This is a genomic window from Bacillus sp. NPDC077411 (assembly GCF_044543425.1).
Classification (GTDB): domain Bacteria; phylum Bacillota; class Bacilli; order Bacillales; family Bacillaceae_G; genus Bacillus_A; species Bacillus_A bruguierae.
In genome coordinates, this window is sequence record NZ_JBITWA010000001.1 from 102,827 (window position 1) to 124,348 (window position 21,522).

General features: G+C 35.2%; 23 protein-coding genes and 1 riboswitch. Of the genes, 3 read left to right on the forward strand and 20 right to left on the reverse strand.

Annotated features, from left to right (window positions below):
* Positions 1-12: 12 nt before the first annotated feature.
* From rpsA to ACIGHG_RS00515, 3 genes are all read right to left on the reverse strand, one after another.
* Positions 13-1,161 carry a 30S ribosomal protein S1 gene (gene rpsA / locus ACIGHG_RS00505; protein WP_336471620.1) on the reverse strand — a complete coding sequence of 383 codons (1,149 nt, stop codon included), beginning with the start codon at positions 1,159-1,161 and terminating at the stop codon, positions 13-15.
* Between the two features lie 200 nt (positions 1,162-1,361).
* Complete coding sequence (cmk, locus tag ACIGHG_RS00510; RefSeq protein ID WP_396546661.1) at positions 1,362-2,039, reverse strand: (d)CMP kinase; 678 nt, start codon at positions 2,037-2,039, stop codon at positions 1,362-1,364.
* A gap of 210 nt (positions 2,040-2,249) precedes the next feature.
* A complete protein-coding gene (locus ACIGHG_RS00515) occupies positions 2,250-2,423 on the reverse strand; it encodes a DUF5359 family protein (protein ID WP_336471618.1) in 174 nt (57 codons plus the stop codon).
* A 237-nt stretch (positions 2,424-2,660) separates the two neighbouring features.
* On the opposite strand from ACIGHG_RS00515, the gene ACIGHG_RS00520 reads away from it, so the two are divergent.
* Positions 2,661-3,632 carry an asparaginase gene (locus ACIGHG_RS00520; RefSeq protein ID WP_090915551.1) on the forward strand — a complete coding sequence of 324 codons (972 nt, stop codon included), beginning with the start codon at positions 2,661-2,663 and terminating at the stop codon, positions 3,630-3,632.
* A gap of 83 nt (positions 3,633-3,715) precedes the next feature.
* On the opposite strand, the gene ACIGHG_RS00525 is transcribed toward ACIGHG_RS00520, so the two are convergent.
* From ACIGHG_RS00525 to ACIGHG_RS00580, 12 genes are all read right to left on the reverse strand, one after another.
* Positions 3,716-4,705, reverse strand: coding sequence for a YpdA family putative bacillithiol disulfide reductase (locus tag ACIGHG_RS00525; RefSeq protein ID WP_336471616.1), 990 nt, complete (start codon positions 4,703-4,705; stop codon positions 3,716-3,718).
* A gap of 116 nt (positions 4,706-4,821) precedes the next feature.
* Positions 4,822-5,352, reverse strand: coding sequence for a peptidoglycan recognition protein family protein (locus ACIGHG_RS00530; protein WP_090915547.1), 531 nt, complete (start codon positions 5,350-5,352; stop codon positions 4,822-4,824).
* 79 nt (positions 5,353-5,431) lie between these two features.
* A complete protein-coding gene (locus tag ACIGHG_RS00535) occupies positions 5,432-5,665 on the reverse strand; it encodes a DUF3961 domain-containing protein (protein WP_336471615.1) in 234 nt (77 codons plus the stop codon).
* A 151-nt stretch (positions 5,666-5,816) separates the two neighbouring features.
* A complete protein-coding gene (locus ACIGHG_RS00540; RefSeq protein WP_396546667.1) occupies positions 5,817-6,005 on the reverse strand; it encodes a hypothetical protein in 189 nt (62 codons plus the stop codon).
* Between the two features lie 474 nt (positions 6,006-6,479).
* Positions 6,480-7,763 carry an NAD-specific glutamate dehydrogenase gene (gene gudB, locus ACIGHG_RS00545; RefSeq protein ID WP_336471613.1) on the reverse strand — a complete coding sequence of 428 codons (1,284 nt, stop codon included), beginning with the start codon at positions 7,761-7,763 and terminating at the stop codon, positions 6,480-6,482.
* A gap of 248 nt (positions 7,764-8,011) precedes the next feature.
* Complete coding sequence (locus tag ACIGHG_RS00550) at positions 8,012-8,617, reverse strand: genetic competence negative regulator (RefSeq protein ID WP_336471612.1); 606 nt, start codon at positions 8,615-8,617, stop codon at positions 8,012-8,014.
* A 77-nt stretch (positions 8,618-8,694) separates the two neighbouring features.
* A complete protein-coding gene (locus ACIGHG_RS00555) occupies positions 8,695-9,594 on the reverse strand; it encodes a MerR family transcriptional regulator (RefSeq protein WP_336471611.1) in 900 nt (299 codons plus the stop codon).
* 27 nt (positions 9,595-9,621) lie between these two features.
* Positions 9,622-10,398: a metallophosphoesterase gene (locus tag ACIGHG_RS00560; RefSeq protein ID WP_336471610.1), complete on the reverse strand. Its 777-nt coding sequence runs from the start codon at positions 10,396-10,398 to the stop codon at positions 9,622-9,624.
* A gap of 461 nt (positions 10,399-10,859) precedes the next feature.
* The gene (locus ACIGHG_RS00565; RefSeq protein WP_336471609.1) at positions 10,860-11,354 is read right to left on the reverse strand and encodes a LysM peptidoglycan-binding domain-containing protein; all 495 of its coding nucleotides are present in this window, start codon (positions 11,352-11,354) and stop codon (positions 10,860-10,862) included.
* Positions 11,326-11,940 (reverse strand): CPBP family intramembrane glutamic endopeptidase, encoded by a 615-nt coding sequence (locus ACIGHG_RS00570; RefSeq protein WP_336471807.1) that lies wholly within the window; start codon positions 11,938-11,940, stop codon positions 11,326-11,328. Before ACIGHG_RS00570 ends, ACIGHG_RS00565 begins: the two co-directional genes overlap by 29 nt.
* Positions 11,940-13,466: a RecQ family ATP-dependent DNA helicase gene (locus ACIGHG_RS00575; RefSeq protein ID WP_336471608.1), complete on the reverse strand. Its 1,527-nt coding sequence runs from the start codon at positions 13,464-13,466 to the stop codon at positions 11,940-11,942. Before ACIGHG_RS00575 ends, ACIGHG_RS00570 begins: the two co-directional genes overlap by 1 nt.
* Positions 13,456-14,517, reverse strand: a complete 1,062-nt coding sequence (locus ACIGHG_RS00580) for a YpbB family protein (RefSeq protein ID WP_090915529.1) — start codon at positions 14,515-14,517, stop codon at positions 13,456-13,458. Before ACIGHG_RS00580 ends, ACIGHG_RS00575 begins: the two co-directional genes overlap by 11 nt.
* Positions 14,518-14,743: 226 nt before the next feature.
* Here ACIGHG_RS00580 and ACIGHG_RS00585 point away from each other — a divergent pair, with 226 nt between their 5' ends.
* Positions 14,744-14,992, forward strand: coding sequence for a ferredoxin (locus tag ACIGHG_RS00585; RefSeq protein ID WP_017152544.1), 249 nt, complete (start codon positions 14,744-14,746; stop codon positions 14,990-14,992).
* 180 nt (positions 14,993-15,172) lie between these two features.
* On the opposite strand, the gene ACIGHG_RS00590 is transcribed toward ACIGHG_RS00585, so the two are convergent.
* A complete protein-coding gene (locus ACIGHG_RS00590) occupies positions 15,173-15,751 on the reverse strand; it encodes an ECF transporter S component (protein ID WP_090915527.1) in 579 nt (192 codons plus the stop codon).
* A 164-nt stretch (positions 15,752-15,915) separates the two neighbouring features.
* Positions 15,916-16,052: riboswitch (FMN riboswitch) on the reverse strand.
* A 433-nt stretch (positions 16,053-16,485) separates the two neighbouring features.
* Between ACIGHG_RS00590 and ACIGHG_RS00595 the strand changes: the two genes are divergently transcribed.
* A complete protein-coding gene (locus ACIGHG_RS00595; protein WP_336471607.1) occupies positions 16,486-17,172 on the forward strand; it encodes a hypothetical protein in 687 nt (228 codons plus the stop codon).
* Between the two features lie 32 nt (positions 17,173-17,204).
* On the opposite strand, the gene ACIGHG_RS00600 is transcribed toward ACIGHG_RS00595, so the two are convergent.
* The 4 genes from ACIGHG_RS00600 to resD all read right to left on the reverse strand — a co-directional run bounded on the left by ACIGHG_RS00600 (position 17,205) and on the right by resD (position 21,295).
* Positions 17,205-17,819 (reverse strand): peptidoglycan DD-metalloendopeptidase family protein, encoded by a 615-nt coding sequence (locus ACIGHG_RS00600; protein ID WP_090915523.1) that lies wholly within the window; start codon positions 17,817-17,819, stop codon positions 17,205-17,207.
* An 85-nt stretch (positions 17,820-17,904) separates the two neighbouring features.
* Positions 17,905-18,486, reverse strand: a complete 582-nt coding sequence (locus tag ACIGHG_RS00605; RefSeq protein WP_336471606.1) for a cob(I)yrinic acid a,c-diamide adenosyltransferase — start codon at positions 18,484-18,486, stop codon at positions 17,905-17,907.
* Between the two features lie 323 nt (positions 18,487-18,809).
* On the reverse strand, positions 18,810-20,546 hold the full coding sequence (locus ACIGHG_RS00610; protein WP_396547170.1) for an ATP-binding protein: 1,737 nt from the start codon (positions 20,544-20,546) through the stop codon (positions 18,810-18,812).
* A gap of 32 nt (positions 20,547-20,578) precedes the next feature.
* Positions 20,579-21,295, reverse strand: a complete 717-nt coding sequence (gene resD, locus ACIGHG_RS00615) for a DNA-binding response regulator ResD (RefSeq protein ID WP_090915519.1) — start codon at positions 21,293-21,295, stop codon at positions 20,579-20,581.
* Between the last annotated feature and the right edge of the window lie 227 nt (positions 21,296-21,522).

The window sequence follows — 21,522 nt, forward strand, 5'->3', positions numbered from 1 at the left end:
ACACATCCCTCATTATTTCTTTAAATTTTTTAGCTGTTCTCCAATAATATCACCTAATTGGAATGTTGCAGAATCAGCAGTTGGTTCATATTTACTATAATCTTCTGTTTCATTATTTTCTTCAAGTGCTTCTTTTATACTTAAAGAAATACGTTTTTCTTCTGAATGAACTTCTAATACTTTTACTTTCACATCTTGCCCGATGTTTAATACTTCATTCGGATTTTTCACATGACGGTTTGCAATTTGTGAAACGTGAACAAGTCCTTCTACACTTGGAAAAATCTCAACGAACGCTCCAAAAGTAACAAGGCGTTTTACTTTCCCATCTAATATATCGCCTACTTTTACTTGATTTGATACATTCGACCATGGACCTGGCTGCACCGCTTTCATAGATAAAGAAATACGCTGCGTATCAGCATCAACAGATAACACTTTTACTTTTACAGTTTGTCCCTCTGTTAATACATCAGATGGTTGTTCTACACGATCATGAGAAATTTGAGAAATATGAACTAAGCCATCCACACCGCCAACATTTACAAATGCTCCGAAGTCAGTTAAACGTTGAACCGTTCCCTCTACAACATCACCTGCTTGTAAAGAAGAAACCGCTTCTTTTTTCTTCTTGTCTAGCTCTTGCTCTACAACTGCCTTATGAGAAAGAATAACGCGATTTTTCTCACGGTCTAATTCTACAATTTTTACTGCCAATGTTTTTCCTTTATAATCAGTAAAATCTTCTACATAATGCATCTCTACAAGCGAAGCCGGAATAAAGCCACGAACACCAAGGTCAACAACTAGACCTCCGTTAACGATATCTTTAATTGTTACATCAAATACTTCACCTGATGTAAACTGCCCTTGCAATACTTCCCATGCTTTTTCTGCATCTACTGCACGCTTAGACAACACTAAATCATCATCTTCCAATTTAATTACTTTCAATTCAAGAGTTTGTTCTACTTCTACAACATCGCTTGCTTTTTCAATATGAACATTTGCCAATTCACTAATTGGAATGACACCGTCAGTTTTGTACCCGACATTTACAAATACTTGCTTTTCTTCAACTTTTGTTACTGTACCTGTAACAATATCACCTACTTGTAATGCCTTTGTGTTTACAACTTCTTCATTCATTTTTTCTACCATGGAAATACCTCCCTACTGAAATGGCAAAGCATCTTTATGTATATACGAAATGGAAACAATAGCTTCCATTTGCATGTATGTAAAATATTTAGAAAATACCCTCTTTTACTAACTTCTAACAAATTGATGAATTTGTCAAGGAAATTGTCTCCTTATTAACAAACAGAAACAAAAATAAAGGAAGAGGTTACCCCCTTCCTTTATTTTACGAATGTTGCAGATACAATATCCATTATCTTTTGAACTACCTCTTCAATAGATAAAGACGTTGTATCTAATTCAATTGCATCCTCAGCTTTCTTTAATGGAGACACTTCACGTTCCGAATCTAATTTATCACGGCGCGCAATTTCTTCTTTTAGTTGTTCTAAGTTAGAAGGAAATCCTTTTTGTGTGTTTTCTAAATGTCTTCTTTCCGCTCGTTCTTCAACGGAAGCTAGCATAAAAATTTTCACTTCCGCATTCGGCAATACATGCGTCCCAATATCACGACCATCCATAACAACGCCGCCTTTTTCCGCTAAAGCTTCCTGACGACGTACCATTTCTTCACGTACAAGGCGATGTCTTGCCACAATTGATACGCGATTTGTTACTTCTGGTGTACGAATCACTTCCGATACATCTTTTCCGTTTAAAAAGACAAGCTGCGCATTTTCTCCATGCTGAAATGAAATGTCTATATCCCTAATTATTTTCATTAACTTTTCTTCATTTTCAATATCAATACCTTGCTCTAGTGCCGCATATGTTACAGTACGATACATTGCACCCGTATCAATATAAACATAAGATAATTTTTTAGCAATAATTTTAGCAACCGTACTTTTCCCTGCAGCTGCCGGGCCATCAATTGCAATTGAAATTCGTTTCTCCATTGTAACACCCCATTTTTCACTTATAAGAACAGAAGGAAAAGCAGGTATTCCCTGCTTCCCTCATCATTGTTTCATTTTACATTAACAGGAAGTAAAAATCCGATTGATTCCATTAACGATTGGATTTTTACACTAATAACCGTTTCACTTTACCCCGTTTCAAGTCCTCAACTATTGTAGCACACTCTTTCTTAGAAGCAAACGAAAAAACTATTGATTGACCTCTAAAATATTTGTTATAACCCCTTTTGTGACTCCCTCATAATAGACAACTTTTGATACATATTTCGCTATGTTCTCTTCTGTTAAAAGCAATTGAACAATACACAAACAAAGGCATTGTCCAATAAGTAACCAAATTAAAATTTTCTCTATCGTTTTCAAAACCTACATCTCCTTTTACTCATCATTTCGCTCTAGCAGACGCTAAAACGTCCGCCTTTAAATTACAAAATAGATAACTGTTAACAGGCAGAATAAAGCTCTCCCTTCTGATAGAATTTTCACTTTATTTTCATTGTGATATTCGCTTATAAGTTTTATACTTTTTTCATTGTCGAATTCAATCAAATCATGTTATGTTTTTAATGTATTTTCATTGATTGGAGAGGGGTAAAGGCATTGAAAAAAATTCTTGTTTTACACACAGGTGGAACAATTGCGATGGAGGAAGATAAAGAAACTGGAGTTGTTCAACCAGGCGCACAAAATCCACTTTTAAAATTCATTCCAAATTTAGAAGAAGATATCGATTTAATTGTTGAAGATGTCTTTCATCTTCCATCTCCTCACATGACACCAAATGAAATGTTGCAATTGCAAGTCATGATTAACGAGAAGGTTAAGAACGATAACATGCAAGGTGTTGTCATTACACACGGAACAGACACACTGGAAGAAACAGCTTATTTTCTTGACTTAACTGTACAAGCTGATGTTCCAATTGTCGTTACAGGAGCAATGCGTTCAAGTAATGAGTTAGGGGCGGATGGTTTATATAACTTTTTGTCAGCAGTAAAAGTTGCGAGTAGTGAAGAGGCAAAAGGAAAAGGCGTTCTTGTCGTATTAAACGATGAAATTCACTGTGCAACGAATGTGACAAAAACACATACAAGTAACGTAGCAACATTCCAAAGTCCACAATACGGACCAATTGGAATGGTAACAAAGCGCGGTGTCGTCTTCCATCACGCATTAGTACATCATGAAAAATATGCTGTCACACAAATTACAAAAAATGTTGTCATATTAAAAGCGTATGCTGGTATGGATGAAACATTATTGGCGGCAATTGAACAATTGCCAATTGATGGAATCATTATCGAAGCACTCGGACAAGGAAACTTACCACCGCGTACACTTCCTGCTCTGCAACGTTTGATAGATAAAGATATTCCAGTTGTTCTTGTTTCTCGTTGTTTTAACGGAATTGTCCAAGATGTATATTCTTACGAGGGCGGCGGCAAACAATTGAAAAATATGGGCATTATCTTCACATATGGTTTAAATGCTCAAAAGGCTCGTATTAAGCTACTTGTTGCACTAGAAGGAACAAAAGAACAAACAGAAATTCAGGCTATGTTTAGACATTAAAATTTGATTGTAACAAAAACACCTCCGTCTAATTCTTAAACTTACGAATTAGACGGAGGTGTTTTTCATTTGTCACTATTCCATTATTCATTTTTCTGTTCTCGAGCTGCAATAATTTTCGCAATTGCATCTCCATGGAATCGACCATTTTCTATAAAAATTTCATTTGCGTTATTACCAGCAGCAATTACACCTGCAATAAAAATCCCTTCCACATTCGTTTCCATCGTCTCTTCTTTATACAGCGGTCTTCCTGTTTCAGAGTCAATTTCTACACCCATTTTTGTTAAAAAACTATGATCTGGATGATAACCTGTCATGGCAAAGACAAAATCATTTGAAACCGTATATTCTTCGTTTCCCACTGTATATGTGACTGTATGTTCTGTAATTTCTTTTACATGTGCACCAAATTCCATTTTTATCGTTCCCTGCCGAACTAACGCTTCAAATTCTGGTAAAATCCACGGCTTAATACTTGGAGAATATACTTGACCACGATATAAAACTGTCACACGTGCTCCGCATTTTACAAGCTCTAACGCCGCGTCTACACTTGAATTCTTTCCACCTATGACGATAACGTCCCGATTAAAATAGGGATGCCCTTCTTTAAAATAATGCGCTACTTTTTCTAACTCTTCTCCAGGAACATTCATATAATTAGGATTGTCATAATATCCAGTTGCGATAATAACATATCTTGCATTGTACTTCTTTTGTTCTCCATCATCTTTTATTGTTTGAACAAGGAAGATATCTTCTTCTTTCCTTACTTCTTCTACTCGTTCAAACGCGTTCACACGTACATGTTTCCGTTTCACTACTTCCCGATAATATGCTAATGCTTGATTCCGAACAGGCTTACGGTTTTCTGTAATAAAGGCCACTCCACCAATTTCTAGTTTTTCACTAGATGAAAAAAACGTTTGGTGTGTTGGATAATTATAGATTGCATTAACAATATTCCCTTTTTCAATCACAAGTGGATTAATTCCAACATTTTGCATCGCAATCGCTGCCGCTAATCCACACGGCCCGCCTCCGATGATAATTGCTGTTTCCTTTTCCATGTAAGGCTCAACTCCTAGTCTTCTACTCTCTATCCAAATAAACAATTAAAAACAAGAAAAAACCTACTTTCAGCAGTAGGCACCTATCTTTATTGTATTCATTTTTCATATATTTGTCATCTATACGATACGTACATGCGATAGACGTCCGCTAAAAACTGTTTAAAAGGTATACCTTGATTATTTAATACGCGTTCTGGATCAATTTTACGAGCAGGATCAAGCTTTTTATGTGAAACAATATCCGACCTTGGATTCAACCCAAAATTATGACACAAATAGGCATGATACCAAGTAAAACGTGTATATGCATCCCAAAAATTCACATTCCCACCATAGCAAAGTTCAACGCCAATCGCTGCGCTATTAGCATTGTAACCATACATATCATTATCTGTTGGAACGTTGTACCGAACATGGTAGGCTACCTCATTGATTGGAATAATCTCGAGTATGGTTGTATCATCAATAAATGTATGAGCTGAGGCTTTCGGTTGCACTTCATTGAAATAGTCTCGATTTCCAATTGCATTACTACCTGGATTCCCTGTGTCATGACTGACAATAAAACGAACTTTTGAAAGTGGAAGGCCAGACCTTGAGCTTCCATGTTTAATGTAATTTCGCTGTATAGGAAACTTCGCCATTAACATCATCTCCGCTCTTATAGAATAATCTCTCTAATCTTATATGTATTCAGATGATGTGTCCCTATCGCAAACATTATTATAAAAACAGAAAATCCATCCTATTCGAAACAAACACCATAAACAATAGTACACTTACCGCCACCGTATAAAAGCCATAAAACCAAATCTCATCTTGTTTCGTTTCTAAACCAAAAAAACGACTCACTGTACGCAGGAAGGAAGAACCTTTCACGTTCTTCTTACATAAAACTCCAACTCGCTCCATTACATGTGCTGGCATCATAAAACGTTGTTCTGCAGTCGTTTTCATTAAAATCTCTCCTTTATAATTAGCGAATGCTTTCCATCAATGAATGCCGACTAAACTCCTCACCATGGAAATTTCACTTTATTTCTGTTTTTCTATCTAAGGAGAGTATAGTACAAACGTTCTACCAGAACAACTGTTCTTTTTTTACTTTTTATAAATTCATGTAACTCATAAGCAATACAACTAATGCACATACACCTGTAATGAGTGGACCAATAATACATATTCCTAACAACCGAATAGGTGGTATTTTTCTCGGTTGTTTTTCCTCTAATTTCTTTTCTAAATTCATAATTCGTTGTTCTAATTCAATCACTCGTTTCATTAAATCTATTTGCATGTTTCTCCGCCTTTCCTTCAGCACTTTTCTGTATAAATCTGTTTTAATGTTCCGACATCTTTGTCTAGCTCTGCCTCCTAAGCCCTCATGTCTAAGAACCTTCCACACGAGAAGGTAAAAAACACCTTCTGTGTGAAAGAAGCTTATCCAACGGGCTTAAACAGTCGGCTCCGCTGTTCTTTATAAGTCGCTGCTATGCAGAATACATCACGACCTACACTTGCTTGCTCCCTTTGTTTTAAACCAAGCATGTGGCAGAAAAAGGCCCTGATCGCTACTATGCACGACCAGACGCTCTCGTCCTCACATAAAAAAGAAAGGGGTTTTATGTCAGTTTTGTAACTTATATATATTCCTTCAACTTACCATCAGTAAAAATACGAATGGAAACTCCACTTAATCTTTCAATCTAATTACGACAAAAAACCGCAACTTCCTTCAAGGAAATTGCGGTTTTCATAATCAATAATCGGTTTATACCCAGCCTCTGAAGCGACTTGCTTCTGCCATTTTACGAACCCCAACCATATAAGCTGCTAAACGCATATCCACTTTACGAACTTGCGATGTTTCGTAAATAGAATCAAACGAGCTTACCATTACTTTTTCTAAACGAGCTTCTACTTCTTCTTCTGTCCAATAGTAACCTTGGTTGTTTTGTACCCACTCAAAGTAAGAAACTGTTACGCCGCCAGCACTTGCTAATACGTCTGGAACAAGTAAAATGCCACGTTCTGTTAAAATTTTCGTTGCTTCTAATGTTGTAGGACCGTTTGCTGCCTCTACAACAATTTTCGCTTTAATATTTGCTGCATTTTCTTCTGTAATTTGATTTTCAATGGCAGCTGGCACTAAAATATCACAATCTAGTTCTAATAATTCTTTATTTGAAATCGTATTATTGAACAATTTTGTTACTGTTCCGAAGCTATCACGACGGTCTAATAAATAATCAATGTCTAAACCATTTGGATCATGAAGTGCACCGTAAGCATCCGAAATCGCAATTACCTTCGCTCCTGCATCGTGCATAAACTTAGCTAAGAAGCTACCTGCATTTCCAAATCCTTGTACAACAACACGCGCACCTTTAATATCAATATTACGCTTTTTCGCTGCTTCACGAATACAAATTGTTACACCTTTTGCAGTCGCTGTTTCACGACCATGAGATCCACCTAATACAAGAGGCTTCCCTGTAATAAATCCAGGTGAGTTAAATTCGTCAATGCGGCTATATTCATCCATCATCCATGCCATAATTTGTGAATTTGTAAATACGTCTGGAGCTGGAATATCTTTTGTCGGCCCTACGATTTGGCTAATTGCTCTTACATAGCCACGACTTAATCTTTCTAACTCACGGAAAGACATTTCACGTGGGTCACAAACGATACCACCTTTACCTCCACCGTATGGTAAATCAACAATACCACATTTTAAGCTCATCCAAATCGAAAGTGCTTTCACTTCATTTTCCGTTACATTTGGATGGAAGCGAATACCACCCTTTGTTGGGCCAACAGCATCATTATGCTGAGCACGATATCCTGTAAATATTTTAACAGTTCCATCATCCATACGAACTGGAATCTTTACTGTCATCATACGAATCGGTTCTTTAAGTAATTCATATACTTCGTTTGGATAACCCAATTTTTCTAAGGCTTCTTTAATAACAATTTGCGTCGAATTCAACAGTTCAAAATGTTGTTCTCTTTGTTGTGTTTGTGTTTGAGCTCCCTTTTCGGCTACCATAGTAAGTAAACCCCCTGTAATTTCACTTGTTTAGTAAACCTTCATTGCCTAGTATACACTCTTAAAATAGGAATGCAAGAGAAAACGCTAACAAATATATGCAAACCTTTTTTATTTTTGCAAACGTTTTCAATGTTATTATAGTCTTTTTGTTGTTTTTAGAAAAGCAAAATGATTAAAAAATTAACGTTTTTTATATAATATAATGTTTAAATGCTTTATATAAAGAAAAACCTCAACTATATCACTTAGCTGAGGTTTTCTTTTGTGATAAAGTAATTGTAGATTTGTTTAATTGCGTCATTTGCCATCAGTTCTTTTCCATATTCCATCATTCGATAAATTGTAATTGTGGAAGAGTTACCAAATTCCGCTAAAATAGCAATCATATCTTCTTTCAATAACGTAGTCGTTTCCTCTTCTAACCATAAATAAAAACGATCTTGCCATCCATAAAGCTTTCCACCTGTTATTCCTAGGCCATATAAACGACCAGCTAATGCAATTATATCGTCTAATGAAGTAAATTCGTATAATATATGCTCACTCTCGTCAAGAGTAACTTGCATTTCAATAAATTCATCTTGAAATTCTTCTTCCGTATCTAACTCTTGATTTTCTTTTGTAACAATAACAACCATACCTTGTGCTTGCAATGAAAACACTTCTACTGCAATTGGGCCATCAGCTTCAAAGCCGAGCTCTTTATTTGCTTCTTGCATCATATCTCGAAATAGTTGTTGTACTTTAGGAGCATTTTTCCATAAATCTTCCTTCGTAAGTCCACGTTCTGACAAATCATCGAACGTTAGAAAGATTTTTATTTTATTATAATTTAAACGTTCCAGCCTCATCCCGTAACCTCCTTACGCAACCGTTGTATCTAATTTTTATTATATGAAACAGAATATAGATGGTTCTTTCCGAACAACTATTCTGACATTTTTAACCATTCATCCCACTCTTCTCTCGTATCGCCAACAAACAAGTTATGAATCTCTTCTTTTTCTTCATTAGAAGCAAATCTAAAAGCAACACCAGAAAGTCCGATAGTAAGATTCTTATATTGCTCACGTAATCTCTTTGCAAGCTGAACACTTGCCATTATATTTTCCTGCATTGTGCAAGAAATAAACAAAATTTTAGGATTTACTCGTGTGATTATATCATAAATGCTGTCCTCTTCTATGCCTGTCCCAATATAGATTGTTGGATAACCTTTTCGTCGTAAATATGTTGTAAAAATAAATAATTCGAGTTCATGTAATTCTCCTGGAACACATATTGAAAGCACCTTTGATGTTCCTGTATTGGTGGGTATACTATAGTAAATCGCTCCCATACGTGATCGTAAAAGGGACATTGCATATTGTTCCTCTGCGCTTGTTATTTTTTCATTCAAGCGTTTCTCTCTTAACTTGACCAACAATTTTATGAATATATCTGCAATTACTTTATCTATAGAAAAAATACTAAACGCTTCATCCAATAATTCAAGAGCTTGTATTTCATCAAATTTTAACAAAGAATACAAGATATCGTCTACTAAAAGTTCTACTTTATTATATTCTTTTTCCAATAAATTGTGATTTCGTAATTGATTATTTTCTAATAAACTAACTGCTTGTCCAATGGTAAATCCTTGGTCCAGTTTGTTAATAAGCCATTTAAAGATTTGAACATGTTCTTCCGTATATAAACGATGTCCAGCATCATTACGTTTCGGTGTAATGATTTGATATCGTCTTTCCCAAGCTCGCAATGTTCCCGGATGTATACCGAGCATATTTGAAATTGCTTTAATATTATATTTACCTGTTGATCTTGGCATATATCTTCCCACCTTAAAAAAACAACGTCAATCTTTTCTTCGAAATGTAATCAAATGCGTTTGTGCAGGCGCACGAAAACGCAATGGTACAAATGTTGTTCCATAACCATTACTTACAAACAAAGTCGTATGTGGATATTCATAAATTCCACCTTTCAAAAAACGTGTAGCATGAAACAATCGAATTTGTCCACCATGCGTATGACCACTTAATATACAGGAGATGTGCTCGGTTCCATTTAATTTATATAAAATATCAGGATTATGGCTCACAAGGATGCGAAAACCCTCTTCTTTACAATCTGCTAATGCTAAATCTAATCGATCACGCTTCAAACCTACATCGTCAACACCTAGTAACCATATTTTTTCTCCAAGCTCCGATTCAAATAAAGTCGCCGTATTATCCAAAATTTTCACACCATTTTGAAGAAGTAACGCGTCTAATTCGTGAAAATCAATTTCATAATCATTATTTCCCCAAACAAAATATACTTGCCCAATTTCATTTAACCGTTTAATATTATCAGCTACTCGTGATAGAGGTACTCCTTGTTCCGCTAGATCCCCACCTATAATAACAAGATCTACTTTACCTTTCACTTGCTGTATTAAAGATCGAGAGACCGTTCTTCTGTGAATATCTGAAATAAAAAAAATTCGAACTTCTCCAAAACTAATTGGAAAATTCGCAAATGATATGGTGTGCTCTAACAATGTATCATGCATCGCTTCTCTATACATCATAATAAAACAAACAATTACAATACATAAAATAAAACAGCCTAAAACTCCCCATGACATACACTTTTCCCAACTTTCTTCTTAACAGAATCTATCTATATATACAAGTTAAAAAAACGACATAAAAACCCCTTTCTTTTTAGGAGAGGACAAGAGCATCTGGCCGTGCATAGAAGCGGTCAGGGCCCTTTCCTGCCACATACGAGGTTTAAAGGGAGCAAGCAAGTACAGGTCATGTTGTATTCTGCATAGCAGCAACTTATATGTCGAAAAATTAAAATGAATTTATATAATCACATCATAACACATCTTGAAGAAAAACCTTCTACAATCAGTAGAAGGTTTTTCTTCATCAAGTTATTTGCGTGCAGTAAGACCTACATCAAATTTATAAAGAGAGAGGAATTACTCTCTGTAAAAATAAGATTAATGTGAGCCAGCAGTTATTCCACAAATTCCTCACAATCTTAAGATAGGGGGCTTACCGTCAGCGAATTGCAGAATAAAAATTTCTCTTTACTTTATTTTTTCGTTTCTGATCCTGTCTTCTTCGGAATTTTCAATACCTGTCCTGGTTCTAATACTTCTGCTACCTCATTATATTTCTTTATAATCGCTATTCCATCTTCGTCCGGAAAATAATTCTTTGCAATCTCTCCCAAAGTTTCTCCTTCTTTCACTGTATGAAACTGAAATGTCTTTGATGAGGATGATTTTGGTTCATGATTTGTTTTCTTTTTTGAATTAAAAAAAATAACTTCAAATGCACTTTGTTCAGAATCGGCAGCAGATTTCTTGTTTTTTTCCACAATGTAATGCTCAGTATACCATAAAACCCCAACAGGAAGAAGGATAAATAATACGGTTAAAATTCGAACAAAAAAGTGCTTTATTTTAAATTTTGATTTTTTCTTTTGTTTGTCTTTATGAACTTCACTACGTGGCGGTAAACCCTCTTCTGTTTGCGTTGACTCTTCCATATTCTCTTCAAACTCTGTTGTCTGCCTCGTCGTCATCTCGGTCACCACCATCTTTCATTTGATTTCTTAATTGTAATCCCATTATGAAATCGACTAAAAAATGCGCAAAAATTGTAATTAATAAATTCCCTGTATATTGAAACACATAACCAAATACAATACTAATTAGCAATACAAAACAAAATAAAAACGGCTTAGTAATATAGCGAATATGTAAAATCGCAAATACCACACTCGCAAAAATTAGACCAAAATACGTTTGTATCACACCACGAAATAGAAATTCTTCTGCTGTTCCTATTAAAACAGTAACAACCAACACATGAATAACAGACATGCCTTGAAACATACGATTATTTATCCCACCATCATCAAACCATGATTCAGGAAAGAGATGCATCGCAATATAATCCAATAGAACAATCATACAAGCTACTCCGCCACCTATAAAAAAAATAGATGAAAAATCCCAGTTCCACAAAGATAGAAATGTATCCATGCTTGGAAAGAATATATACGCTAATAGTATTCCCATACATATAACGATTACTTGTGTAATATATAAATTCAATCGGATTTCTTTTGGGTTCATGTCTTCAATACTTTTCTTGCGTATATCCATCATTCCTTCCCTCTAAATCCGAAGAGCAATTGTAACTCTGTTTCCCAATTATAGTCGAAAACAGATTGTCTCGCTTTCTTTTTTTTATAATCTTCCATATGAATCCCACAATAAGTACAACAATTTTCCGGTTGCATTTCCTTTGTATATCCAAATTCAGAAAGAATTGCTTCTCTTTTACAATCTGTTCGCCATATCCATTCTTTCATCGTTTCTAGTTGACCGTATTTATTACAAAGCCGCGTTCTTACTTCTGTAATTAATTTCTGCTCCGCTTCATCTGACAAGGATTCAATTATCAATTTCCTACGTTGTATGATTTTCATCTTTTCGAAATGATATCGAATAAATCTCCAGTATTGTTCATTCAATCCCGCTGCATTATAGCAAATTTCTTCTACATCTTCTAACGATAACACTTTGTTTTGTAACGTTGTTTCCCGTAATAAGGAAAATAAAAAACGAATTTGTTGTTCATTTGGTAATTCTTCTTCAATAATGGAGAGCGGCAAATCATGATCAAGCGGGCTACATAACAAAATAGCAATGCTTGGCTCTCCATCACGGCCCGCTCGTCCAATCTCTTGTAAATAAGATTCTATATTTATTGGATAATGAAAATGAATAATATAGCGTGTATTTTGCTTATTTACTCCCATACCAAATGCACTTGTACACACAACAAGTTGAAGTTGATCGTTCATAAATTGTTGCTGAATTAACATCCGCTCTTCATGTTCCATTCCCCCGTGATAATGTGCAACATCGTCAATACCTTCATCCCTTAAATACGCTGCAAGACGTTCAGTCCAAGCCCTGCTTGAACAATAAATGATCCCAGGACCTTGTAAATATTTCACATGAGATAATAATACTTCTTTTTTCTCTTGAATAGTTTGAACAAACTTGATTTTCATAGCAATATTAGGACGATCAATCGAATGTAAATGCTGCTTCACATCTTTCAAATGTAAGCTTTCAATAATATCTTGTAATACTTCTTTCGTAGCAGTAGCTGTTAAAGCAAGAACCGGTGGGTAACCCATCGATGCGATAACTTGATCTAGCTTTTTATAATCTGTTCGAAAATCATATCCCCATTGAGAAATACAATGTGCTTCGTCCACAACAAATAAAGAAATATGAATTTTTCGTAATTCTTTTAACAACATATCTGATTGCAACATTTCGGGAGATACAAATACAAATTTATAGGAATGCAACCGCCGCATAGCTTCTTTTTTTTCTATCATTGTCCGAAAGCTATTAAGAGCAATAACTTGATTTTTTACTATATATTTTAATTGTGTAACTTGATCTTCCATTAATGACAATAACGGTGAAACAATCAGTACCGTTCCATCTTGTACAAGACCTGGTAGCTGATAACAAAGCGATTTCCCGCCACCGGTTGGCAGCATCGCTACAACAGAATTTCCCTTTAATAAATCTTCAATAACTTCCTTTTGCCCTGATCGAAATGTTCGGTATCCAAACCACTGATATAAACTATTTTCAAGCTTCATGTAATCCCCCTACTCGCGCTAATACAAGACGAATCTCAAAATAGGAAACATGCTCTCCAGCAGCTTGTTTTAATATTCGCAGCTTCCGCGTTTGTAACTTCTCAATCATGTTCTGTATTTGCTTCATTTTTTCTTTTTCTATAAATTGCTCTACTTCAAATTCTTTCTCACGTAATGCAATTTCTACAATATGATCCTCAATTGTTGCAACCTTTAGTTTCCTGATTCTCGCAATTTCTTCCATAGTTCTTCCTTGTTTCCATAATTGATACGTTTTTTGTGTGGATATACTAAATAAATCTGCTTTTTCATTCGGATACGCAATGATTTGTGTTAACAACGGAAACTGTTGCTTATGATGTTGCACATGTTGAATGATGAAATGAATTGTTCCCCAAAATAAAAGATATACGCGAAACGCATCTTGTTTCATCATATCTCCAAGCTGATCTGTTGTATAACCAATACGATGATATCCCGTTAGACGGTACACAAAAATAGTTGCTTCTATAGAAGTCACATTCATTAATATGAAATTTATTTCTTTATATAACTGCTTTGCTAAATGTCCTCTTGAAACAGAAGAGCTCATAATAAATCGTTTTACCCATATCGTAATTTCTGTATCTTGTTGAATCGGAAGAAATTTCACACATTGCTGCTGCAAATTAGATACAGTTTGTATAATTAAAGATAATCTTTTCCAAAAACTCTCTCCAAGTTCGCCGTATTGCAGGCCATGTAAATGTTTCGGAAAATAAAATATTTTCTCCCATTCATTTATTTGTTTCTCTCCCGCTTCAGTTAAAATGTAAGTATTTTCATGCACACACGTAATAAGTTGTGCGTTTAATAATGTTTCAATCTGTTTATCATAATTATGACGTCTTAAAGATTTATATACACCAAATAAAAAGGAAAGGTGAAACATATTCCCATCTTGTAATGTTTGTGAAGAACGCTTTCCTTTTAAAAGGTAATAAATAGAAGAAACTGTTCGTTCACCTTCTAATTGTTTTAAACAGTATAGTACGGTATATTGTAGCTGCAATGCCGCTTCCACCCTTTCAGTCTACTTCTACTTCCATTGTAACAAAATGCATCTTATTTAGATATTTTAAAAACATCATGGATAACTAAAGAAATTAGTTGACAGATCTAATTGATAAGCATTATCATTATAATTTTATATTGAAAAGTTCCAAAAACCGTTTTACAATAAGATTAGAATTTTTATCAGTGTTTTTTATACATATTCTCTAGGAGGTAATATAAAGATGGCAAAATATACAATCGTTGACAAAGATACTTGTATTGCATGTGGAGCTTGCGGAGCAGCTGCACCAGATATTTATGATTACGATGATGAAGGTATTGCATTCGTAACGTTAGATGATAACCAAGGTATCGTTGAAATTCCAGATGTATTAATCGATGATATGATGGATGCATTTGAAGGTTGCCCAACTGATTCTATTAAGGTAGCAGATGAAGCATTTGACGGCGATGCATTAAAATTCGAATAGTCTCCATCGTTGACTTCAAAAAATACCCCTCATTATTTGAGGGGTATTTTTTATTTTATAAAAATGAATTTCCATCATTGTTATTTCCCTTCCAAATGAATGGAAACCTCTCGGCAATCAGACTTTTACAGGATAAAAAAGCATCAGCAGAAAAATTTCCACTGATGCAAAATCTTCTATTTATGCATTTTGCATTTTCGCAAACACCCATACTTTTAATCGAGAAAATAAAGGAACAAAAACAATTGTTACTATAATTCCTTTAATTAAATTAAAAGGTAAAATTGCCGCCACAATTGTTTGACGCATTGCACCGCTAGACATAGCAGGTTGACCTAAGAACCAAGTGTAAGCTGGTAAAATGATAAAATAATTTAGCACACTCATAATAAGAGTCATACAAATTACTCCTAACATCAATCCAGTTGTTAAACTTTTAACTGTGCGATGTTTACGAAACAAAATAGATGCCGGAAGAATAAAGAGACATCCAGCAATAAAATTCGCCATTTCCCCTACCGGCACTCCCGTCAAACTTCCTTGGATGCCATAATACAGAACGTTTTTTATCGCCTCTACAATTACCCCTGAAAGCGGCCCAAAAATAATAGCTACAATTAATGCTGGGACATCACTAAAATCAATTTTCAAAAACGGCGGTAATCCTGGAAATGGAAAATCCAGCATCATTAGTAAATACGCAATGCTACCTAGCATCGCAACGCTCATCATTTTTACTACACTCTTCTGTTGTTTCATATTTCTCTCTCCTTTTCCATCGATCATCTCATGGAAAGTGGAAAGGTTCTGCTATGCCCTAATATTTTAGCATGAAAAAACCCTTTGCATCTGAAACGCAAAGGGAGAAATTTTAGGCACATCAAATAGACGTTCAAATACTTATCTTTTTTGAACGCTTGAACCTCCATCTTCTCCCATCCAGACTGTACTGTCGGCTTTGGAATCGCACCAAATCCTGCCTTAACGGCTCGCGGGCTTAGAACAAATACATGTGTTCATCACCGCCGGTCGGGATTTTCACCCTGCCCCGAAGATAGACCGATATTCTATTTTCCCCATCATTATACAACAACTTTAAAACAATGTGAATGAAAATGCTTCTTTTTCATTCACATTGTGCAGCACTTTCCCTTGCATGTGGCAGAAAAAGGCCCTGATCGCTTCTATGTATGGTCAAATACTCTATCCTATCTAAAAGTACAAGGTTTTTTAATTTTTATTTATCCCGCTATTTGCGGGCAGTAAGACCCCCACTGACGGAAGTTTCACTTTATATAATTCTTATTAAACTTTATATAGTCAAACATTCTTAACTGCATGACATTCTAACAACCAGTAAATAATATGACAAAAAAGAACATTTTTTCGTGTTTGTTCCTTTTTGTTTACAATTCTCTAGCCATTCGTACACGAAAGTGATAAGATATGATATTGTTAAGAAAACCGCATTTTCTTACAGTGGAGGAAATGTCATGAGTAAAGAAAAAAAACAGCCTATTCAAGAAGTTATGAAAAAAAATCTTCGCAAAGAATACTTTTATTTAAAAAAGGAATTACTGTTCTATTGTCCTGTTGACTTAGGAAAATTCTCAAGAGATACATATTATGCTGCCTTTGATGAACATGGAATTAGCATATACCAATATGATAAAGATTCAGACAGTAAACTAAAGCTCTGCGAACGACACCCATGGAAAAGCTGGAGAAAAGTCAAAATCGATCATTATTTAACAAAAACCCAGTTCGTCTTTCAAGGAAAACGGAATTGGATTCTTTCTCTGTTTCACCAGGGAAAGAAGGCAGAAAAAATCATTGAAACTTACACATCTTTAGAAATAGAAATCGTTTCTAGACCATTTTTCAAAAAACTGCCCGGTTATCGCTCTAATACAACATTAAATATGTATATTGGAACAATTTTCTATACTGCACTCATTGCGTTTGTATTAAAAGTTATCGTTCCATTTCAAGTCATCCAAGTCGCTTTGTATTCACTGTCCCTCGGATGTATGTTGCTCGGTCTACTTTGTTTTGTTATCGGCCTTATTGAACCTACTATTGTCCTTTTTAAAACAGAAGAAAAAACAAGAGAAAAAGTATTTTATTATTATAGCTATTTAGCAATTGCTGGATTTATTTGTCTCTTTATTTTTTGGTAACAACAAAAGAGCTAGGCTTCCTAGCTCTTTTTTCAATTAATATGTAATTTTTGCGACGGATAAATGATATCTTTTTGCAGTTGATTTTTTACTCTCAATTCTCCAACAGTTGTGCCAAACTTCCTAGCAATACTCACTAATGTATCCCCCTTTTGTACAACATATACAGAAGCAGATACTACTGTATTTTGTTTTTCTCCAAGAATTTGCAGCGGATTAACCGCATGTGTTTTCGCTATCGTCCAAGACCCTTTATGAATTTCTAAATGTAAATGCGCACCATTAGATTGTCCAGTATTCCCTACTTGTCCAATTATTTGCCCTTGCAAAATCTCTTCTCCCTCTCTTACAAGTCGTTTATTCATATGTGCATATACAGCTTCATAATCTCTATGTTTAATAAATACAACATGACCATAACTATCAGAAAAATAAGATCTTGTTACAATGCCATCTTGCATAGCTGCAATTGAAGTACCTATTGGTGCAGCAATATCAATGCCAAAATGCTTTCCATTTCTCGTTCCAAAATAATCGCTAATTCGTCCCTCTACCGGCCACGTCCACTGTTTTTCCTCAGCAACTCCTTCTGTTTGTCCTATAAAAAAGATACAAAAGAAAAACAATATCACCTTTAAAGCTTTCATTGTAAATCCTCCGTTTTCTAAATAACCATCACACTTTCTCTATTGTGGTTAATTATAGAAAAAAGTATACAAAAAAAGAAAGAGTCTATTTCTCTTTCTTTTCTTGCTCATCCCGAAATACAATTGCGCTTCTTTCATATTCTACATCTTTTACATTCAAACGATTATTCACAACTCTTGCAACTGCAAATAAATAATCCGATAACCGATTTACATATTGCAAAACATGTTCATTTATCTCATCTTGTTTCTTTAAAGAAACGATACACCGTTCTGCTCTTCTTGTAACAGTACGAGCGATATGAATAATCGCTGCTCCTTCACTTCCACCTGGTAAAATAAAGCGCTCCAGTGGCGGTGCTTCTTTCATATATACATCAATCCTTTTCTCTAGAAAAGTAATGATATCCTCTGTTACTTTATACGGATTTTTTTTCTTCACAATCGCTAAATCCCCGCCACAATCAAACAACTCATGCTGAATCTTTTCAAGTTCCAGGTAAATATCTTGAAACAATTTATCTTGCAGTAGTGTCATTGCATGCCCAATAAACGAATTCGCCTCATCAAGTGTTCCGTATGCTTCCACACGCAAATCATCTTTATCTACGCGTCCTCCAATAAGACTTGTTCGGCCTTTATCTCCTGTTTTTGTATAGAGCTTCATACTTTTCTCCCTTCTCTTATATACTCTTTTACTATATGAATCCATTTTGATTTTCCAACATATAGATTGCTGCTATTCAGAAAAAAGGAGCTTCCACTCGCTTTCTCCCTTTGTTTAAACTTCGCGTGTGGCAGGAAAAGGCCCTGACCGCTTCTCTCGCCCACCTAAAAAAAGATGGTTTTATGTCGTTTTTTAATTTGGATTTATATAGACTACAGATACTTATCCATAAAAATTTAATTGGTACTCATTAGAGAATTCAGCCCCTACTACTCATTGTTTCACGCTATAAAAAAAGCTTATCAAAAAAGATAAGCTTTTCATCATACTTCTGACGGCAAATATACAGAGAATGTTGTACCCTCACCTACTACACTCGAAACTGTTAATTTACCCTCATGCCCTCGCACAATGTTTTTGGCAATCGCAAGCCCTAAGCCTGTACCACCTGTTTTCCCGCGTGTACGAGCTTTATCTGCTTTATAAAAACGCTCAAATAAGAACGGAATGTCCTCCTCTGGAATACCAACCCCAGAATCTGCAACTTCAAATACAATTCCGTTATTTTTCTCATCAATAATAAGCGATACTTTACCGCCGGTATTTGTATGTCTCAACGCATTATCAATTAAATTTGTTAACACTTGTTCCATTCGATCAGGATCAAAAGAATGCTGCTTTATGGAAGTTCGAAAATCAACTAACAATTGTACTTCTTTTTCCTTTGCTATCCCTTGGAATTTCCGGGCAATCTTTTCAACAAACGGAACGACATCTACCTCTGATATATGTAATTCTACATGACCGCTCTCCATTCGAGCTAAATCTAATAATTCATTCACAAGACGCCCTAATCGTACAGATTCATCATAAATGATTTGCACAAATTCATGTACTTCTTCTTTCGTTTGAACAATATCATCTAAAATTGCTTCGCTGTATCCTTGAAGCATAACCATCGGTGTACGTAATTCATGCGATACGTTTGCAATAAAATCTTTCCGCATTTTCTCAAGACGACGTTCTTCCGTCATATCACGAAGAACTGCAACAGCCCCTCGAATCTTTGTCTGATTGTATAGCGGTGTCATCAATACAACATAATTACCTTTTTCTAAATTAATTTCCACAACTTGCTCTTGTTCACTTTCTACAACTAAATGGAACAGTTCAACAAGCTCAGATGGCAAACTTGCACTTAACTCTATCTCTTTTTCTTCATGCCATACTTGTAAGAAACGCTCTGCTGGCGGATTAATTACAACAACTTCTCCTTCTTGGTTTAACGTAATAACACCATCGGCCATACTACTTAAAATGCTAAAAAGCTGTTCTTTTTCTTGCTGCAGGGCATTAATATTAAACTTCAATTGTTTCCCCATTTGATTTAAAGCTGTTGCCAATTCACCTATTTCATCTTGTGAAACCGCTGGTACCTTTGCATCAAATTTCCCGCGCGCTACTTCAAAAGCTACTTCACGCATTTTACGAAGTGGTGCTGTAATCCGGGTTGATAAGAAAAACGCAAAGAATGTTGTTAAAATAATTGCAATCCCCGCAGATAAAAAGATAAAATCTGTCGATTTTTCTATTCCCTGTTTTGGGACCTGTAACGATTGATATACAAAAACTGCACCATCTTTTGATGACTTTAACGGAACACCGACAACCATAATATCATTTTCATGATTTTTCTTGTTTTTTTCATCTGGGACGCTTTTTATTTTTTGTACCTTTTTACGTTCTGTAAATACCGCTTGTAACTCTTTGTCATTTTTTAAATCATCTAGTGTTAATGTTACCAATCCTCGTTGAGTCGGAGAAGCAGATACTTTATCACCCTCTTTAACAACAATAATTCGCGAAAGAGGATCAACGAATTTATATGCGATATGTTCTATCGTCTTCTCATCTGCTCCCTCTTCTATTAATTCAGAAACGCTCGTTGCAACATTCGTCAGCCTCGTTTCTCCCATCGTCACATAATAATTGTCGAAAAACTGAGAAAGTAAAATAGCAACAAAGCCTAGGACGAAGGAAACGAGGAGTAAAATTGTCATCCATAATTTCCCAACAACACTTTTCCAAAGCATCAATCGTTCACAACCTCAAACTTGTAACCAACACCCCATACTGTTACAATCATTTTCGCTGCATTTGCTGATTTTTTACTTAATTTCTCACGCAAACGCTTTACGTGCGTATCAACCGTACGTAAATCACCGAAAAATTCATACTGCCATACTTCTTTTAATAATTGTTCTCGGTCAAACACTTTATCAGGTGCCTTCGCTAAAAATAGTAATAATTCATATTCTTTTGGTGTTAAATTCACTTCTTCTCCATCTGCTGTAACACGATGTGCATCATTATCAATTGTTAAGTGCGGGAATACAGTAACATCTTTTGTTGTTGTATCTTGTGTAAAGAATGTTGTTGTAACTGAACGACGTAACACAGCTTTTACACGCAACACAACTTCACGCGGACTAAACGGTTTTACGATATAATCATCTGTGCCAACTTCAAATCCTTGCACTCGATTTATTTCTTCTCCTTTTGCCGTTAGCATAATAATTGGCGTTGCCTTTTTCTCACGAATACCTTTACAAACTTCAATACCATCTTTTCCAGGCATCATAATATCTAAAAGGATAAGATCATAGTCAGTTTGCAATGCTTTTTCTAAAGCCGTTTCTCCGTTGTCAGCTTCATCAATGATGTACTGCTCTCTCTCTAAATACATTTTTAACAAACGACGGATACGATCTTCGTCATCTACAATTAAAATCTTTAGTTCATTTTCCATGGCTATCCGCTGTACACATACATGTCACAGCGGTTCACACCTACCTTTCTTCAATAAAGTGAAACTTCCCTTATCAGAATTAGTTAAATCAATAGGACACATGCTAGTAGTAATTTCTCATTAGAGTGAAATAACTTTTCACAGACAAACCTCGTCACGATTAGAAAGTTCACTTTTGCATTATGTTTCACATAAATAATAAAATATGTTCATATTTTTTCCAAAAA

What these genes read in the sequence shown, in the direction of transcription:
- ACIGHG_RS00605 (WP_336471606.1), bottom strand. Translation starts at nt 18,486, where the DNA reads ATGAAGCTCTATACAAAAACAGGAGATAAAGGCCGAACAAGTCTTATT.
- ACIGHG_RS00530 (WP_090915547.1), bottom strand. Translation starts at nt 5,352, where the DNA reads ATGGCGAAGTTTCCTATACAGCGAAATTACATTAAACATGGAAGCTCA.
- ACIGHG_RS00595 (WP_336471607.1), top strand. Translation starts at nt 16,486, where the DNA reads ATGAGTAAAGAAAAAAAACAGCCTATTCAAGAAGTTATGAAAAAAAAT.
- cmk (WP_396546661.1), bottom strand. Translation starts at nt 2,039, where the DNA reads ATGGAGAAACGAATTTCAATTGCAATTGATGGCCCGGCAGCTGCAGGG.
- ACIGHG_RS00550 (WP_336471612.1), bottom strand. Translation starts at nt 8,617, where the DNA reads ATGAGGCTGGAACGTTTAAATTATAATAAAATAAAAATCTTTCTAACG.
- ACIGHG_RS00565 (WP_336471609.1), bottom strand. Translation starts at nt 11,354, where the DNA reads ATGACGACGAGGCAGACAACAGAGTTTGAAGAGAATATGGAAGAGTCA.
- gudB (WP_336471613.1), bottom strand. Translation starts at nt 7,763, where the DNA reads ATGGTAGCCGAAAAGGGAGCTCAAACACAAACACAACAAAGAGAACAA.
- ACIGHG_RS00570 (WP_336471807.1), bottom strand. Translation starts at nt 11,940, where the DNA reads ATGGATATACGCAAGAAAAGTATTGAAGACATGAACCCAAAAGAAATC.
- ACIGHG_RS00560 (WP_336471610.1), bottom strand. Translation starts at nt 10,398, where the DNA reads ATGTCATGGGGAGTTTTAGGCTGTTTTATTTTATGTATTGTAATTGTT.
- ACIGHG_RS00585 (WP_017152544.1), top strand. Translation starts at nt 14,744, where the DNA reads ATGGCAAAATATACAATCGTTGACAAAGATACTTGTATTGCATGTGGA.
- ACIGHG_RS00575 (WP_336471608.1), bottom strand. Translation starts at nt 13,466, where the DNA reads ATGAAGCTTGAAAATAGTTTATATCAGTGGTTTGGATACCGAACATTT.
- ACIGHG_RS00600 (WP_090915523.1), bottom strand. Translation starts at nt 17,819, where the DNA reads ATGAAAGCTTTAAAGGTGATATTGTTTTTCTTTTGTATCTTTTTTATA.
- ACIGHG_RS00525 (WP_336471616.1), bottom strand. Translation starts at nt 4,705, where the DNA reads ATGGAAAAGGAAACAGCAATTATCATCGGAGGCGGGCCGTGTGGATTA.
- resD (WP_090915519.1), bottom strand. Translation starts at nt 21,295, where the DNA reads ATGGAAAATGAACTAAAGATTTTAATTGTAGATGACGAAGATCGTATC.
- ACIGHG_RS00610 (WP_396547170.1), bottom strand. Translation starts at nt 20,546, where the DNA reads ATGACAATTTTACTCCTCGTTTCCTTCGTCCTAGGCTTTGTTGCTATT.
- ACIGHG_RS00555 (WP_336471611.1), bottom strand. Translation starts at nt 9,594, where the DNA reads ATGCCAAGATCAACAGGTAAATATAATATTAAAGCAATTTCAAATATG.
- rpsA (WP_336471620.1), bottom strand. Translation starts at nt 1,161, where the DNA reads ATGGTAGAAAAAATGAATGAAGAAGTTGTAAACACAAAGGCATTACAA.
- ACIGHG_RS00540 (WP_396546667.1), bottom strand. Translation starts at nt 6,005, where the DNA reads ATGCAAATAGATTTAATGAAACGAGTGATTGAATTAGAACAACGAATT.
- ACIGHG_RS00590 (WP_090915527.1), bottom strand. Translation starts at nt 15,751, where the DNA reads ATGAAACAACAGAAGAGTGTAGTAAAAATGATGAGCGTTGCGATGCTA.
- ACIGHG_RS00535 (WP_336471615.1), bottom strand. Translation starts at nt 5,665, where the DNA reads ATGAAAACGACTGCAGAACAACGTTTTATGATGCCAGCACATGTAATG.